This is a genomic window from Halomonas sp. DP8Y7-1 (genome assembly GCF_019801685.1).
In the GTDB taxonomy this organism is placed as follows: Bacteria; Pseudomonadota; Gammaproteobacteria; order Pseudomonadales; family Halomonadaceae; genus Halomonas; species Halomonas litopenaei_A.
This window is the reverse complement of the sequence record NZ_JAHVIN010000007.1, coordinates 32,239-47,843: the sequence shown is the minus strand read 5'-3', so window position 1 is coordinate 47,843 and position 15,605 is coordinate 32,239. Positions and strand designations below refer to the sequence as shown.

At 61.8% G+C, this 15,605-nt stretch carries 15 protein-coding genes; 5 read left to right on the top strand and 10 right to left on the bottom strand.

Annotated features, from left to right (window positions below; all coding sequences use genetic code 11):
* Positions 1-325: 325 nt before the first annotated feature.
* From KUV41_RS11020 to KUV41_RS11005, 4 genes are all read right to left on the bottom strand, one after another.
* On the bottom strand, positions 326-1,414 hold the full coding sequence (locus KUV41_RS11020) for an isocitrate/isopropylmalate dehydrogenase family protein (protein WP_222486109.1): 1,089 nt from the start codon (positions 1,412-1,414) through the stop codon (positions 326-328).
* Positions 1,415-1,545: 131 nt separating this feature from the next.
* A complete protein-coding gene (locus tag KUV41_RS11015; RefSeq protein WP_222486107.1) occupies positions 1,546-2,163 on the bottom strand; it encodes an FMN-binding negative transcriptional regulator in 618 nt (205 codons plus the stop codon).
* A gap of 65 nt (positions 2,164-2,228) precedes the next feature.
* A complete protein-coding gene (locus tag KUV41_RS11010) occupies positions 2,229-2,990 on the bottom strand; it encodes a GNAT family N-acetyltransferase (protein ID WP_261396016.1) in 762 nt (253 codons plus the stop codon).
* A 90-nt stretch (positions 2,991-3,080) separates the two neighbouring features.
* On the bottom strand, positions 3,081-3,542 hold the full coding sequence (locus KUV41_RS11005) for a GNAT family N-acetyltransferase (protein WP_222486105.1): 462 nt from the start codon (positions 3,540-3,542) through the stop codon (positions 3,081-3,083).
* 88 nt (positions 3,543-3,630) lie between these two features.
* On the opposite strand from KUV41_RS11005, the gene KUV41_RS11000 reads away from it, so the two are divergent.
* Entirely contained in the window at positions 3,631-5,133 is a 1,503-nt protein-coding gene (locus tag KUV41_RS11000; RefSeq protein WP_222486103.1) for a PLP-dependent aminotransferase family protein, read from the top strand.
* Positions 5,134-5,250: 117 nt separating this feature from the next.
* Here KUV41_RS11000 and KUV41_RS10995 read toward each other — a convergent pair whose 3' ends face one another.
* From KUV41_RS10995 to KUV41_RS10985, 3 genes are read right to left on the bottom strand one after another with little or no spacing between them, the layout of a single operon-like run.
* Positions 5,251-6,774 (bottom strand): tripartite tricarboxylate transporter permease, encoded by a 1,524-nt coding sequence (locus KUV41_RS10995; RefSeq protein WP_206944684.1) that lies wholly within the window; start codon positions 6,772-6,774, stop codon positions 5,251-5,253.
* The gene (locus tag KUV41_RS10990; protein ID WP_206944686.1) at positions 6,774-7,229 is read right to left on the bottom strand and encodes a tripartite tricarboxylate transporter TctB family protein; all 456 of its coding nucleotides are present in this window, start codon (positions 7,227-7,229) and stop codon (positions 6,774-6,776) included. The genes KUV41_RS10995 and KUV41_RS10990 overlap by 1 nt, the downstream gene beginning before the upstream one ends.
* A complete protein-coding gene (locus KUV41_RS10985) occupies positions 7,226-8,215 on the bottom strand; it encodes a Bug family tripartite tricarboxylate transporter substrate binding protein (protein WP_222163368.1) in 990 nt (329 codons plus the stop codon). Before KUV41_RS10985 ends, KUV41_RS10990 begins: the two co-directional genes overlap by 4 nt.
* A 258-nt stretch (positions 8,216-8,473) precedes the next feature.
* On the opposite strand from KUV41_RS10985, the gene KUV41_RS10980 reads away from it, so the two are divergent.
* From KUV41_RS10980 to KUV41_RS10965, 4 genes are read left to right on the top strand one after another with little or no spacing between them, the layout of a single operon-like run.
* Positions 8,474-9,076, top strand: coding sequence for a helix-turn-helix domain-containing protein (locus KUV41_RS10980; RefSeq protein ID WP_222239189.1), 603 nt, complete (start codon positions 8,474-8,476; stop codon positions 9,074-9,076).
* Positions 9,076-9,735, top strand: a complete 660-nt coding sequence (locus KUV41_RS10975) for a response regulator transcription factor (protein ID WP_222239188.1) — start codon at positions 9,076-9,078, stop codon at positions 9,733-9,735. Before KUV41_RS10980 ends, KUV41_RS10975 begins: the two co-directional genes overlap by 1 nt.
* Complete coding sequence (locus tag KUV41_RS10970; protein WP_206944693.1) at positions 9,732-11,144, top strand: sensor histidine kinase; 1,413 nt, start codon at positions 9,732-9,734, stop codon at positions 11,142-11,144. Before KUV41_RS10975 ends, KUV41_RS10970 begins: the two co-directional genes overlap by 4 nt.
* A complete protein-coding gene (locus KUV41_RS10965; RefSeq protein ID WP_261396014.1) occupies positions 11,141-12,292 on the top strand; it encodes an ABC transporter substrate-binding protein in 1,152 nt (383 codons plus the stop codon). Before KUV41_RS10970 ends, KUV41_RS10965 begins: the two co-directional genes overlap by 4 nt.
* Before the next feature lie 160 nt (positions 12,293-12,452).
* Here the strand turns inward: KUV41_RS10965 and KUV41_RS10960 are convergent, their stop codons facing one another.
* The 3 genes from KUV41_RS10960 to KUV41_RS10950 all read right to left on the bottom strand — a co-directional run bounded on the left by KUV41_RS10960 (position 12,453) and on the right by KUV41_RS10950 (position 15,589).
* Positions 12,453-12,767: a septal ring lytic transglycosylase RlpA family protein gene (locus KUV41_RS10960; protein WP_224852091.1), complete on the bottom strand. Its 315-nt coding sequence runs from the start codon at positions 12,765-12,767 to the stop codon at positions 12,453-12,455.
* A 178-nt stretch (positions 12,768-12,945) separates the two neighbouring features.
* Entirely contained in the window at positions 12,946-13,785 is an 840-nt protein-coding gene (cobA, locus tag KUV41_RS10955; RefSeq protein WP_206944694.1) for a uroporphyrinogen-III C-methyltransferase, read from the bottom strand.
* A 337-nt stretch (positions 13,786-14,122) separates the two neighbouring features.
* A complete protein-coding gene (locus KUV41_RS10950) occupies positions 14,123-15,589 on the bottom strand; it encodes a sodium-dependent transporter (RefSeq protein ID WP_222486101.1) in 1,467 nt (488 codons plus the stop codon).
* Positions 15,590-15,605 lie beyond the last annotated feature (16 nt).

Below are 15,605 nucleotides of genomic sequence, written 5' to 3'. Positions count from 1 at the left end.
ATCTTTATTAGGTATGACCAAGTCAATATGCACACACATCACTAACATTGATGGGAACAGCAAGAACAACACATAGCTGCCCTGACCTTTCCCCTCATCAGCCGCTCGTTGAAAAGGATCTTACTCGCACCCAGCGCCGAGCCCAGTGCCGAGCCCAGTGCCGAGCCCAGTGCATTAGAACAGCTGCTCGTCTCGGGAGTGACGAGAGCTACTGACAAAGAAAACCGCCAGACCATTGGTCTGGCGGTTTCGCCGTTGGTTCAGCCGAACGCTATACCGAGCCTCTACATCACTAAGCCCCCGTATCAAGCCCCTGTATCGAGCCCTATGTGCGCCCCAACTGATCCAGCACCGCTTCGGTGAAGTATCGACATCCCGCCTGTCCGCCAAACTCGCGGGGGCGGTGCAGGCCAGCTTCCAGCACCTTATCAATCGCCAGGCGCAAACGCTCCGCCGCCAGCGACAGCCGCTCATCATGGTGGCCCGTGGCCAACCATTCGAGCATCATGGCCCCGGACAGCAGTGTCGCGATCGGGTTGGCGGCATCCTGCCCGGCAATATCCGGTGCGCTGCCGTGGGCTCCCTGGAACAGGCCATGTCGGTCACCAAGTTCCGCCGATGGCGATACGCCCATACCGCCCACGGTGGCAGCACCAAGATCGGAAATGATATCGCCGAAAAGGTTCTCTGCGACGATGACATCATAGAAGTCGGGACGTTTGACCAGGTGGACCGTCATGGCGTCCACGTAAGCGTAGTCCCGCTCAATGTCATCGAAGTCGACGCTGACCTGGTCACAGACCCGTCGAAAGAAGGCGTAGCTTCTCAAGATATTGGCCTTGTCGCAGACGGTCACGCGGTGCTTTCCATCGCGAGGGGCACCTTGACGTCGGCGCGACAACTCACAGGCGAAGCGCGCTACCCGTTCGGTCCCCTTGCGAGTGATCACCAGACTATCGCTGGCCATCTCGTCTCTGAGCACCACCCCCGCTCCGCGGCTGGCATACAGCCCTTCAGTGTTCTCACGCACGATCACGTAGTCGATGGTGCCGGGCTGGTGATGCCTCAGCGGCGACTCCACCCCAGGCAGCAGCCGAATGGGCCGCACGTTGGCATACAGGTCAAGGCCAAAGCGCAGCTTCAAGTGAAGGTCGTTGCCCACTTCGGTGCCATCGTCATAGGTCACCCCGGGAAGCCCCGCAGCCCCGTGCAGAATGGCATGGCTGTCTCGGCATGCCGCCAGCGTCTCTGCAGGTAACACCTCTCCGGTCTTTTGATAGTGACCTGCACCACCATCCAACCACTCAAACGTCAGTACATCCGGCCCCAGCAGGGCGTCCAGCACCCTTACCGTCGCCTCAGTGACCTCTGGGCCAATGCCATCACCGGCAATGGTTGCGATGCGATAGCTCACGTGGCGTCCTCTTATGGTTATTGTGTTCAAGAGAACGATCATAACGCATGATTCGGGCATGCTCGGAGAGCATCTTTCCAACGACGGGGAGGACACCGGTTCGCACCGACATCGTGTTTGCTTGCCGATCGCTAGGACAATCCACTCAGCAGCACGGCCGTGCTCCCACTTCGGCCTTGTGCCTCAAGCCCCGCGCGAATCCCCGCCCGCTCCTCGTCGCTCTTGTTCTGGCTGGCCTTGTGCTTGCCGCTCAATGACTCCACCACCAACTCTACCCCTACGATGCCTCGCTGCATTTTTTGCAGGTAGTCATGCGGCGCATCGTCGATGCTCCACGGGTCGTCCCTGGGCTGTTCAAAACGATCCACCAGGTCACGCAGGTGTGCCGCAAACCAATCACCATCTTCGGGAAAGCTCAGCTGGCCTTGCGCGTGCACCACCTGATAGTTCCAGGTAGGCACCACACGACCATGAACCTGCTTATCGGGATACCAACTCGGAGAGATATAGGCATCCGGGCCCTGAAACACCGCCACCGCGTGCGCCAACCGGCGCTGCCACAGACGATTGCCACGGGCGATGTGCCCTCGCAGAACAGCGCCTCCCGACGTCTCCGTGTACAGCAGTGGCAGGTGGTTGATATGCATACCATCGTCGCCATGGGTCACCAGTGTCGCGAAGGGATGGCGCTGCATCACTGCCACCATGGCGGCGTGCTCCGTCATGGCGAAATGCTTGGGTTGGTACATAGTGCGTGTTTCCTTGGTAGGGGTATAGAGGCGTCAGGTGTGGAGTGAATGGTGGCGCGTCAGATCTACGCACCACGCTCGACAATCACCTTCGTCATGGCGGACAGTGACCGCTTCTGCCGCCCGTGCTGATCAAAGTTGTCAGCCGCCAGCCACTCACGATAGAGCGGCTCCAGCAGGGTCCATTCGTGATCCAGCAGGGAAAACCAGGCGGTGTCGCGATTGCGGCCTGCCACTATCCGGTGCTGGCGAAAGATGCCTTCAAAGGTGAAGCCAAGCCGCTCGGCGGCACGCCGCGAGGGCACGTTCAACGCATCGCATTTCCATTCAAGGCGGCGATACCCCAGCGCAAAGGCATGAGCCGCCATCAGTATCAGGGCTTCACTGGCCATGCGCGTGCGCGACAGAGCGCGCGAGAAGCTGATATGTCCCAGCTCGATGGTGCCATGCTCAGGTTCCAGATTGAGCCAGGACGCGGTACCCAGCGCCCGGCCTGTGTAACGGTCGACGATGGCCACAAACACGGGGTCCGACTGTTTGGCCCGTTCATCTGCCCAGCGGTAGCAGCCATCTGCGTCATGGAAGGGACGCCCGCCCAGGTATGTCCAGCGCCCGACTCCATCGCCTGGATCGTTCGGATCGTTGCCTTTCCAGGCCTCCCACAGCGAGCGCGCGTGACGCTGGCCATCGAGTCGCTCGACCCGGCATTGCTGACCTTGCAACGCCTCGCCAGAGGGGATTGGACAAGGCCCATTCCAGCCCTTCACCTCGGCACCCACTGGTTGACCGAACGCACTTTTACCTTCCCATCTACCGTCCATCGGCATGTATCACTCCTTTCTCTCTTTGCTGCCCGAGGGTCGCTGCCTGAGGTTCGCTGCCTGAGGTTCGCTGCCCGAGGGTCGCTATCTATGCCATCAAGCGCCGGACGAGGGGGCCAAGGTCAGGGTGTAGCCAAAGAAGGCATCGTTGCGTTGCCAGCCGAGCGCTTCATAAAGCCGCTGGGCAGTGTGGTTGTGGGTCTGCGTCAGCAGGGTCAATTGGCCAACACCGTGTTCCTCGGCCAATCTGACGGCTGCCTTCATCAACGACCTTCCCACCCCCTTGCCACGCCCTTGCGGGGCCACGAAGAGATCGGCAAGCGTCCAGCGTGGACCTAACCGAACCGATGACAGGGTGGGATACAGTTGGACAAAGCCCGTGAGCCCCCCGTCGGCCTCACACACCAGAATGCGCGAGTCCGCCAAGGCCAGCCGCGTGGTCAGGAAGTCACGAGCGGCAGCGGGATCACTTGGCTGGTCGTAGAACACGCGATAGCTGTCGAACAACACAGACAAGCGATCAAGATCCGCCGTTGTGGCGGGACGAATCATCGACATGTGACTTCCTCCAGAGGTGACAGACCCTGAGTGTGAGAGCATAGTGGTTCTACTTGAAGCACCAGTTACGAATAAATTGAGGGAACCAGTGAGCCACTCATCGTCCCATGCCTCGTGGGTTATCGAGGCCCTGGCACTGACGTTTGCCACAGATGCGGAGGGTACGCTTTCTCATCGGCTGTATATGGCACTGCGCAACTGGATCGTCCAGGGAGACCTCCCCCAGGGCTGCGCCTTGCCATCGTCGCGCCGACTGGCTTCAACTCTGGGGATGGGACGCAACACCGTTCTGGCCGCGGTGGAGCGGCTCAGCGCCGAGGGTTTTGTGGTGTCTCGACCGGGAGCGGGCCTTTACGTGGCGCGTCTCGACCTGCACGACGCCTGGCCACGAGACGTCGATGTTGCCGACTCCCTCCCCACCTCAGAACCGACGGCCACCCCCTATTCCAACCGCGGTCAACAGCTGCTGGCCAGCTGCGGTGCCATGGACGGACAGCGCCGGGCCTTTACCCCCGGGATGCCGGCCATCGACCAGTTTCCTCGAGAGCTGTGGCAACGCTTGCTCAAGCGACACCAGCACCGTGCCGATGACGATGTCTTTGGCTACGCCACAGGAGGTGGCCACGGGCCGCTACGGGAGGCGTTGTGCGACTACTTGCGGTTGTCACGCTCGGTGCGCTGTCACCCACATCAGATCCTGATCACCCAGGGCGCTCAGCAAGCGTTCGAGCTGGTGACACGACTACTGGCAGACCCAGGCGACCGGGCCTGGGTTGAAGACCCCGGCTACGCGGGGGCAAAGGCGTGCTTCGCCTCATCGGGACTCGAGCTGACGCCCATCCCGGTGGACGATGAGGGCCTAAAGACTGACGTGGCGGACAGCGCCAAGCCCCCTCGCCTGATCTATGCAACACCGTCCCATCAGTACCCCAGCGGTGCGACCATGAGCATGGCCCGGCGACTGGCGCTGCTCGAGTGCGCCCGACGCCATGGCGCCTACATCATCGAAGATGACTATGACAGCGAGTTTCGCTACACCACTCCTCCGCTGGCATCACTGCAGGGGCTCGCCGGAGGAGACCCGGTCATCTATGTAGGAACCTTCAGCAAGGTGCTCTACCCAGGTCTGCGGCTTGGCTATCTGGTCCTGCCGGAGCCGCTGTTCGATGACTTTCGACGGGCCAACGCGAGACTGCACCGGGAAGGACAATATGTGGCCCAGGCGGCGCTGGCCGACTTTATCAAGGAGGGGCACTTCTCTCGCCATGTTGCCCGCATGCGGCGCTGCTACCGTGAACGCCAGGCCTGCCTGCGACAGGCCTTGGCCCCCGCCGTGGCGTCAGGCCTGTCACTGTCATCGGGGCAATCAGGCATGCACCTGGTGGCCCATCTCGATTCGGTGGCTCAGGAGCAACAGCTGATACGTCGTGCACATGAGGCAGGCATTACGTTATCCGCACTGTCCGATCACTATCTCTGTGCATCACCCAGGGCGGGGCTGGTACTTGGCTACGCGGGATCTACACCGGTACAGCTAGAGCAGGCCGGGAGCTGGCTGGCAACAGCCTGGCTAGCGCAGCGCGGGGGGTAAGCCAGCAACCACGGGCTCCGCCGCTCCCTAGCCAACAACGAAAAAGGGCACCCCTTAGGGGTGCCCAACAACGTCAATCGACCAATACGCACTACCGGGGTGTCTTCTTTCTGCCCTTCAATCGCCCGGCGTGGTATGGGCCGTCTTGACCGCCATCCGCTTTCTGAGGATGGGACCCACGATATACGGCAGGATCAGGCCAATACCGGCGAACAGCCACAGACCGATGGCCAGACCGCTGTCCCACAGGATCGTCCAGTCACCGTCAGAGATATCCATGGCATGACGCAGGTTCTTCTCCATTTCCGGACCCAGCAGCAAGCCCAGGATGACCGGTACCAAAGGTATCTCGAGCTTGCGCAGGACATAGCCACCGACCCCAAAGGCCACCATGAAGTACAGATCGAAGGTGGTGTTGGAAATCGAGTAGATCCCCACGAAGGCCACCATGGTCACGATCGGCAGCAGGTACATCGGCGGCACCGATAGCAGCTTCACGAAGATGCCCACCAGCGGGATGTTCAGCACCAGCAGCAGGAAGTTACCGATCAGCAGCGCGGCGATGACGCCCCAGACGATATCGGCGTTCTGGGTGAACATCAGCGGACCAGGGGTGATGTTCAGGGAAATCAGCAGCGCCAGCAGTACCGCAGTGGTGCCGCTTCCCGGCACACCGAGGGTCAACATCGGCACCAGGGCGCCGCTGGAAGCCCCGTTGTTACCGGCTTCAGGGCCTGCCACACCGCGCGGGTCGCCCTCACCGAAGTAGCCCTTCTTGCCCACCACCTTCTTCTCGAGGGTGTAGCCGATAAAGCTGCCCAACGAGGCACCGGCACCTGGCAGCACGCCAGCGATGAAGCCCAGGATGCCACCGCGAATGCTCGAGGGCATGATGCCCTTGATGTCTGCCCAGCTCAGCTTGAGCTTATTGACCTTGATAAGCTTCTGACCTTTACCGACACGGTCCTCGATAAAGAACAGCAGTTCCGAGATGGCAAACAGGCCAACGATGGCGATGATGAAGTCGACGCCCTCGAACAGCTCCAGGGTGCCGAAGGTGTAGCGCTGAACACCGGTGTTATCGATACCGATCGTCGCAATCATCAGACCGATACAGGCTGCCACGACGGTCTTCATCGGGTTCTTGCCAGTGATGCCGCCCAGGGTCGCAAAGGCCAGCAGGAACAGGGCGAAATACTCCGCAGGTCCGAAGGTCAGAGCGAAGTCGGCCAGCACCGGTGCCAGCAGGATCAGTCCCACGGTGGCGATCAGGCTGCCCATGAAGGACGCCACCGCAGAAATCGCCAGAGCCTCGGCCGCCTTGCCCTTCTGCGCCATGGGATAGCCATCGAGGCAGGTCATCATGGCCGGTTCGTCACCGGGAATATTCAACAGGATCGATGAAATACGCCCGCCATACATAGCCCCGGCGTATACCGCGGTCAGCATGATCAGGGCCGTTTCCGGCTTCAAGCCAAGGGTGAACGCCAGCGGAATCAGGATCGCCACGCCATTGGCCGGACCAAGTCCAGGCAGGGCCCCGATCAGGGTACCGAGAAAGGCACCCAGCAGAGCAAACATCAGGTTATGAGGCGCGAGAGCGACCCCAAAACCATCGATCAGGTAGCCAAGGGTTTCCATCAGCCCACCTCCAGGAAGGACAGCACGCCCAGAGGCAGGGGCAGGTCCAGCGCAAAATTAAAGATCAGATACACCGCGACACCGGAGATACCACCCACCAGGTATGCCTTGCCGGGACGCGCGCCCATGCGCCAGCACAAGGTACCGACCGCCAGTAACGTCGACAGGATAAAGCCCAACGGCTGCAGCAGGCCGGCGTAAAGTACCAGCACAACCAGTGCGATGATCAGCTCGACACCCGTACGACTCCACGGCCAGGCATTGTCCGGGTCAGGGCGCACCACCATATAAAGGCTGGAAAGACCCAGCACTACCGCCAGCAGGTAGGGAAAGGTCTCGGGGCCGACCGCTTCGGCCCCACCAAACGGCTCGGGAAACTGGGAAGCGCCCCAGCCGTACGCGACGGCCAGGACGATCATCAAGACCCCGAAGATGCGGTCGTTGAACATGCTCATTGCTGAATCAGCCCGATGTCTTTGGAGAGCTGGTTGATGTCGGCGATCTGATCCTTGACGAAGGTTTCAAATTCCGCCGCGCTCATGTGGAAAGGCATCAGGCCGTTGCTTTCCATCACGTCCTTCCACTCCTGGCTCTGGTAAATGGTGTCCATGGCATCGACCCAATACTGCTTGGCGTCGTCGGAGATATCAGCCGGCATGTAGAAGCCACGCCAGTTGGGGCCCACCGCGTCGATGCCCTGCTCCTTGGCGGTCGGGATATCGCTGAACTCCCCCGGCAGCCGCTCATCGGACAGCACCGCCACGACGCGCAGGTCACCGGACTCCATAAAGCCCTGGGCTTCGGTAATGTCACCGGTGAAGGCGTCGACGTGGCCACCGACGACCTGAGTCATGGCTTCGCCACCGTTGTTGTAGGACAGGTACGGAATGCGCGGCAGGCTCTCGACGCCAGCTGCCTGTGCCGCGATCAACACCTTGAGGTGATCCCAGCCACCCTTGGCGCTACCGCCTGCAAACTTGACCGAGCGGGGATCTTCCTTCAGCGCTTCCATGATGGCGTTGAGGTCCTGGTACTCGCTATCAGCACTCACCGCGATAACGCCGTAGTCGGCACCCAGCGCACCGACCCAGTTGACCATGTCAGCGGTCATGCCCGGGAACTGGCCCTGGGCCAGACGCGTCGTCGTCGCGGTCGATGCCGCCACCAGCAGCTGCTCATCCCCTGCGCGCTTGCTCACGGTGTGGGCGTAAGCCACACCGCCGCCAGCGCCCGCCATGTTGACGGTCTGGACGCCACGGGGCACCAGATCCAGCTCCTCCAGCACCGTACCGACGCTGCGGCAGGTGAAGTCCCAGCCACCACCCGGATCCGCCGGCGCCAGACACTCCACCTTGCCCTCTGGCTCAAAGGCGGCAGCAGAACCGGCGGCGCCGGTGATGGCAGCAATGGCAATCCATTTGACTGGCGTGTTCATGGACATGAGATAGCCCTCTGTTGTTGTCGGGTGAGCGATGTCACCGCTGATGACATCTGGTCACGGTTGACGCCGGGATGACGTCTGAAAAAGGTCCTTGTTGGGAGCTGACGCCTAGCTTACAATTCTGTAAGGCAGAATGCCGTTCCCTTGGGTGGAAAGCTAAGCCCGTGCCGTTCCGCGGTCAACGCGCAAAGGCACAATTCCGACCAAAGTTGAATGCAAGACGCATCGCGTTATTGCCACAAAAGGAATGTCCCAGCCATGGCACAGGATCGCGTTGAAGCCGTCGAAAGAGCCCTATCGGTGCTGAACGTCTTCGATACACCCCAGGAGAGTTTCAGCCTGGCAGAGCTCGCCGAGGCGACGGGCTATTACAAGAGCACCCTGCTGCGACTGCTGGCATCTCTTGAGCGTTTCGACTACACACAACGTGGCAGCGATGGTCGTTGGCGGATCGGCAGTGCGCCGGTGCGACTAGCCCGCAGACATGCCCCCAGCCGTGAGCTCGCTGCTCAGGTACAACCTTGGCTTGACGAGCTATCCCTCGAGCTTGGCGAAACCGCCAGCTTGCTCGAGATGATCGATGGCATCGTCCAATGCCGATTGGCGGCGCGGCCCGACCACAGCCTGCGTCACGATCTATTGCCAGGCCATCAATGGCCTGCGCCATCCCCCGGCGACCCGTGCGCGGAGATGCCAGGGGGAATCATGGTCTGCCGTCCTCTCGAGCTGGCGGACCAGCCAGCCATGTGGCTGGCCGTATCCGGCCCCAACGGGCGAGTGAATGAAGATCAGGCCACACTCAGGCTGGATCAGGCGGTCAAGGCACTGACCGCGGGACATGATCATGACGGGAGACACTGATGACGCTGCTGCTGGTGGAAGACGACAGATTGCTGGCTGAGACATTGGTCGATGCACTGGGCATCGGCGGCCAAGACGTCCACCACCTGGACAACGGTGATACGGCCTACACCCTGCTGAAACGACAGCATGACTACGAATTGATCCTGCTTGACCTCAACCTGCCCGGGCGCGGAGGACTCGACGTACTCGAAGCCCTGAGGGCACATGATACCGTCACGCCTGTGCTGATACTCACGGCTCGCGGGGCCGTCGAAGACCGAGTTCGCGGGCTGGATCTTGGCGCGGACGACTACCTTGCCAAGCCTTTCTCGCTGGAAGAGCTGGAGGCCAGAGTGCGCGCGCTGCTGCGACGCAGAGCGCCATCTGGGCTGATGACCGTGGGAGAACTCGGTTTTGACAGCCTGGCGCAGCGTTTCACCCTGGGCGACGAGGCGCTCGCCCTGCCCCCGCGCGAGCAGCGACTGCTGGGCTGTCTGATGCGCCATGCAGGCCAGCCGGTGGACAAGGCGACCCTGGTCCATGAAGCCTTTGGCGATGAGGAGCTGGGCGACAACGCCGTCGAGGTGTACGTGCATCGTCTACGCAAGCGACTTCACGGCCACCAGGTGACGCTGCGTACCGTGCGAGGACTGGGCTATCTGCTGGAAGCCTCATGAGAGGCGATTCCCTGCACAGCCGACTTCTGACCTGGCTGCTGCTGCCCATGCTGCTGGTGGGTACCGTGGTGCTCTGGCGCGCCTGGCTCGATGCGCGCCAGACGGCAGATCGTGCCTTCGACAGACTGCTGGATGCCGCGACCCTGGCTATCGCCGAGCAAGCCCAGTGGCAGGAAGACCGACTCTGGCTCGACCTGCCACCAGCGGCTCTCGAGATGCTGGCCACTCAACATGATGAGCGGGTGTTCTATCGTCTGGTGGACGCCCGCGGTGATCACGTCACCGGCAACGCTGACCTGCCCGGCATCGATCTCAGCGGTCGTCGTGCCAGCGACATGGGCTACGCCAACATCAGCTGGAATGGTATGCCGATGCGTCTGGGCGTGCGGCGCTCGCGCCTGGAGGATTGGCGCCTGAGAGAACCCTATGAAATCCGGGTCGCCCACACCCTGGAGGGTCGTGACGCACTCAGCCAGGAGCTCTTCCGTCAAAGTCTGGCCTACCTGCTGGCGGTGGCGGTGCTGTCCGTCGCCGCCCTGATCGTTGCCATACGCCTTGCGCTGGAACCGCTGACCAAGCTTCGACGCCAGATCAGAAGCCGAGACCCGCGCACGCTGGCCCCCCTGGAGCTTGCGTTGCCACGGGAGCTGGCCGAGTTGAGGGACACGGTCAACGAACTGCTGGCTCGCATGCGCCGCGTCAAGGCCAATCAGGAGCGGTTCATCGGCGATGCCTCCCACCAACTGCGCACCCCTCTTGCAGGCCTTTCCGCCCGCGCCGAGCTGGCCTTGCGTCAGACTGATCCGCAGGCCTGGCGGACTGCCTTGAGCGCCATGCATGCCACCAGCCAAGGCGCATCGCGACTCGCCATGCAGCTGCTGTCGCTGACCCGCCTGGACAACCCTGAGTACCAGCCCCAACTGACGCCCACAGGACTGGTGCAGGTAGCCCGCGAGGCCGTGATGACCCACTGGCAACGCTGCCAGCGCAGCGGCGTGGACCTGGGCCTTGATGCCCCTGAAGGGGAGGTCACGGTGCTCGCCCTGGACTGGCAGCTAGGCGAGGCGCTGGCCAACCTTATCGACAACGCCTGCCGCTATGGCGCTCGCCACGTCACGATCGTCGTTACCGATACACCCCCCACCCTGTCGGTAGTGGACGACGGCCCCGGCATCCCCAGCGAACGGCGGCTACTGGCGCTGCGCCCATTCCATCGCGGCCAGCAATCCGGCGAAGGCTCAGGCCTTGGCCTGGCGATTGTGGACGGTATTGCCAGGACCCATGGTGCCAGGCTAACCCTGGCCGATGGCGGCACTGCACCTTCTCCCGGCCTTAGCGTGAGCATGGAATTCCAGGCCACGGTAACGCCCGACGACCCACCGGTGACGACAAGGCACTCGCTATCATGACGCTGTCCCGCTACGCCTCATCCTCCTGGCGCCGTCTGGGCGCCGTGCTGCTGCTTGGCCTCGCGGGGGTCGTCAGTTCGGCGATGGCGCAGCAGGACGAGACTCCCCAGCAGCCCCTGCCCCCTCACGAGCAGGCGCATTTTGCAGCAAAGACGGATGAAGGCGTGCCCCTGATCATTCACGCGGCACTCGACATTCCGTACGCCATGCCGCTGCTCGAGGACTTCCACCAGCGTCACCCGCAGTACGACATTACCTACCGCAACTTCTCCACCCTGGACGTGCATCAGCGTTTTCTCGATGCGCCCGCAGAGGCCGACGTGGTGATTTCGTCCGCGATGCCGTGGCAATACCTGCTGGTCAACGCGGGTCACGCGCAAAGCATCGAAACCCCCACGACGCGACGCTGGCCCAGCGACGCCAAATGGCGCCACGAACTCTTCGCCTTCACGTTCGAGCCCATCGTCATGGTTGTCAGTCGGGCCCTTGAAGAGCGCGTTGGCCCAATCAACAGCCATGCCGACCTGCTCAGCCTGCTGGTGGAACAGTCCGACGCCCTGCAAGGGCGAGTCGTTACCTACAGCCCCGTCAGCGCGGGTGCCGGCTATACCTATGCCATTGAGGAGTCACGCCTGTCACCCCGCTATTGGGATCTGGTAGCGGCACTTGGGCGTGCCGACACCCAGCTGGTGGACACCACCAGCAGCATGCTGGATGGCCTGGCCGACGGGCGCTTTGACATCGGCTACAACGTGCTCGGCAGCTACGCCAGAGAAAGCGTCGCCGCTAGTCCCTCGCTGCGCATGGTGATCCCCGACGATTACGCGTTGGTGATCCGGCGACTGGCCTTTGCCCCTCGCCAGGCCCCCCACCCCTCAGCAGCGCGCCGTTTCATCGATTACCTGCTGGGCAGCCACGGACAACGCGTGATCGCTGAGGCCAACGAGCTGGGGGCGTTGCACCCGGAGCTCGACGGCCCAGGCACCGCCAATGCATTGCGCCGCGCGCAGCCGGAAGGCCTGCGTCCTACGCCGCTCAGCCCCGGCCTGCTGGCCACGCTGGATGACCTCAAGCGTCGCGCCTTGCTAAGCCGCTGGCAGAGAGAATTCCACGACCAGATCGCCGGCAAGCCAGTCAACGGTCGCTAGACTGGCGTCACCCGCACAAACGCAAGAAGGCCCGCCCGTTGAACACATATCCAACAGGCGGGCCTTCTCATTTGACGACTTAGCGACTTCAACGACGTGCCGGCGCTTGTGACCCCTGGGAGATGCTGTGGCGTTGCTGGCCAAAGCGCCCTGTTACCACTCAGGGAAGGTAGGTCAAAAGGACCGGCGCGGTACCGCGTTTCAACATGCCAAGCTGACGTGCTGCCTGCTTGGAGAGATCTATCACGCGTCCCTTGACGAAGGGGCCGCGATCATTGATCTCCACTTCCACACTCTGCCCCGTGTCCCGGCGAGTCACCAACACCTTGGTACCAAAAGGCAGGCTTCGATGGGCGGCGGTAAGAGCTTGCTGGTCGAAGGTGTCGCCACTGGCCGTGCGACGCCCCTGGAACCGATCACTGTAGAACGACGCTTGGCCACGCTGGGAGGCGACATCGCCGTCATCTCTGGCCATCGCCGGGTCACTGGTCAGTGACGTTATCGACAGCAGGATAGCGGCCGCCCAGGCGGCCTGGGTCGATCGCGCAAAGCGTCGACGTTTACGCAAATGGGAGAACATCATCTTGACCTCAGCTAGCCCGCGATGCGCGGGGTTCGTTGCCTGGTGCGACATCTCCAGCAAAGGCGCGCGCTCAATCCGAGCGTTCCCGGGGCGACGGATGCTTGCCATGCATCCACCCACTACTCCCCGCTTGCGCATTATCGAACCAGGCTAATTGTTTGTGCAGCGACACAACGCTACCAACAATAATCAAGGTGGGCGGACGAATAATATCCCGATCGTTCAATGTCGGCAAATCACCCAGACAGGTCAGATGGACGCGCTGACGTTGGGTAGTGCCCTGCTCTACCAGCGCTACCGGCGTGTCAGACGCCAGTCCTGCTGCCCCAAGCCCATGGCTGATATGCTCAAGACTGCCCAGTCCCATATAGAACACCAGCGTCTGCCCGGGACTGGCGAGAGCCCGCCAATCCAGCTCGCAGCCGCCCTCCTTGAGATGCCCGGTGATGAACCGCACCGACTGAGCATGGTCACGATGGGTCAGCGGGATGCCTGCGTAGGCGCTGCATCCGGAGGCCGCCGTGATGCCGGGCACCACCTCGACCGTCACCCCAGCCTCCACCAGCGTTTCAAGCTCCTCACCGCCTCGCCCGAAGATAAAGGGATCGCCCCCCTTCAGCCTGACCACGCGCTTGCCCTCGCGGGCCCACTTGACCAGCGCCAGATTGATGTCTTCCTGAGGCAGACTGTGATCCGAGCGCGCTTTGCCGACGTAGTAGCGCTCAGCCGTCTCCGGCACCAGCTCGAGGATCTCCGGACTCACCAGACGATCATGCAAGACGACCTCGGCCTCGCCTATCCGCCGCCACGCTCGCAGCGTCAACAATTCAGGATCGCCGGGCCCAGCCCCTACCAGACTGACGCTGCCTGCCGGGAACGGGCTTCGATTCGGCAAGGGATTGTGACTCATGGGATGCGACTCCAACGTCAGAACATACGGACGGCGACAAGGCGCCATTATGCCATAATGGAATCAATCATCCAGTTCTTATTCCCTTACTCCCTTTAAAACGAAAGACGCCGCGACGACTGACACGTCACGGCGACTTGTGCTCATGCCGCAAATGGCTGCGACGTGTGAGCGTTGTCTGGGCTTTGTCCGAAAAGTCGACGAGCGAAGGTTAGACAAGGCAAAAATCGTTGAGAAAGCGCAGTTTACGAGGTGTAAATGAGCATTTTGACCGGGCTGGCGCACCAGACGATTTTTAACGCCGTATCACCAAGCGCAGGCACTTTTCGTACAAGCCCTAGTCGCTGGTCTGCAAGCTGCGACGCAGCCTCGGGCTTACCAGTTCACCGGCCAGGGTCAGGACCAGCAGAATCAGTACCAGCCACAGCCAGTGGGCACCGAAGTCCACGGCCACCAGGCCCAGCGCATCCACAAAGATCACCAGGATGGCCAGCGGGCTCACGTAACGCACCATGAACAGCCACAGCGCGTAGATGCCGGCCGGCAGATTCAACTCGTCCTTCACCGCCTGACTCTTGAGTACGAAGCCAGCCAGCAGCGCCATGCCAAGACCACCCAGCGGCATCATCAGTCGCGATGTCAGGTAGTCAAGCCAGTCAAAGAAGTGCTTGCCTGCCAGCGTCCAGTCGGCGCCAACGTTGAAAGAGAGCATCGCCAAGGTACTGATCACCCATAGCACAATGCCGGTCCCCCAGGCGGCAGCCTTACGGCTGACCCCCTTGTTATCGGCAAGCCATGACACGGTTGCCTCGACCATGGAGATGGACGATGTCAGGGCGGCCATGGACAGCATGATAAAGAACAGTATGCCGAAGAGCGTGCCGAGCGGCATCGCCTGAAAGGCCAATGGGAGGCTCATGAAGATCAGCCCCGGCCCGCTGTTGGGCTCCATGCCATTGGCGAAGATGACGGGGAAGATCGCCAGGCCAGCCATTAACGCCACCAGCGTGTCGGCAATAGCCACCGTCAGGGTGGTGCGGCCGATGGAGGCGCGACGCGGCAGGTAGCTGCCATAGGTCAGAATGGCACCGGAGGCCAGGGACAGGGTGAAAAAGGCATGGCCCATGGCCGCCAGCATGCCCTCGCTAGACAGACTGGAGGCATTGAAGGCAAACAGGAAATTGACGGCCTGACCGAAACCTCCGGAGAACATGCCGTAAATGATCATGACCAGCAGCATGATCACCATCCCCGGCATCATCCAACCCACGCTTCTTTCGATGCCTTGCTGCACGCCCTTGCCCACAATCACCATGGTGGCGACCGTCACCAACGTACTCCAGGCGCCAAGAGTGAAAGGATTGGCGTTATTGGCACCGAAAATCGCCGCCATATCGTCGACGCTGGACCCGGCCAGGCCACCGGAGACCATCTTCCACAAATAGGCAAAGGACCAGCCCGCGACGACCACATAAAACGACAGGATCATGAAGCCACAGAGCATCGCCATCCAGCCCAGCAACGACCAGCCAGAGCTACGGCCCGACTCGGTGACAACGCGCCGAATGGCATCGATGGGACTACCTCGACCACGACGACCGAGCGCAATCTCGGTCATCATGATGGGCACGCCGACGCACAAGATGCAGGCCAGGTAGACCAGTACAAAGGCCCCTCCGCCATACTCTCCGGTCATGTAGGGGAACTTCCAGATATTGCCCAGACCGACGGCAGAGCCGGTAGCGGCCAGAACGAAGCCCCAGCGGCCAAGCCACTGAGTACGAGAGGGTTCGTTGGTTGTCATGAATCACCAGAGATCG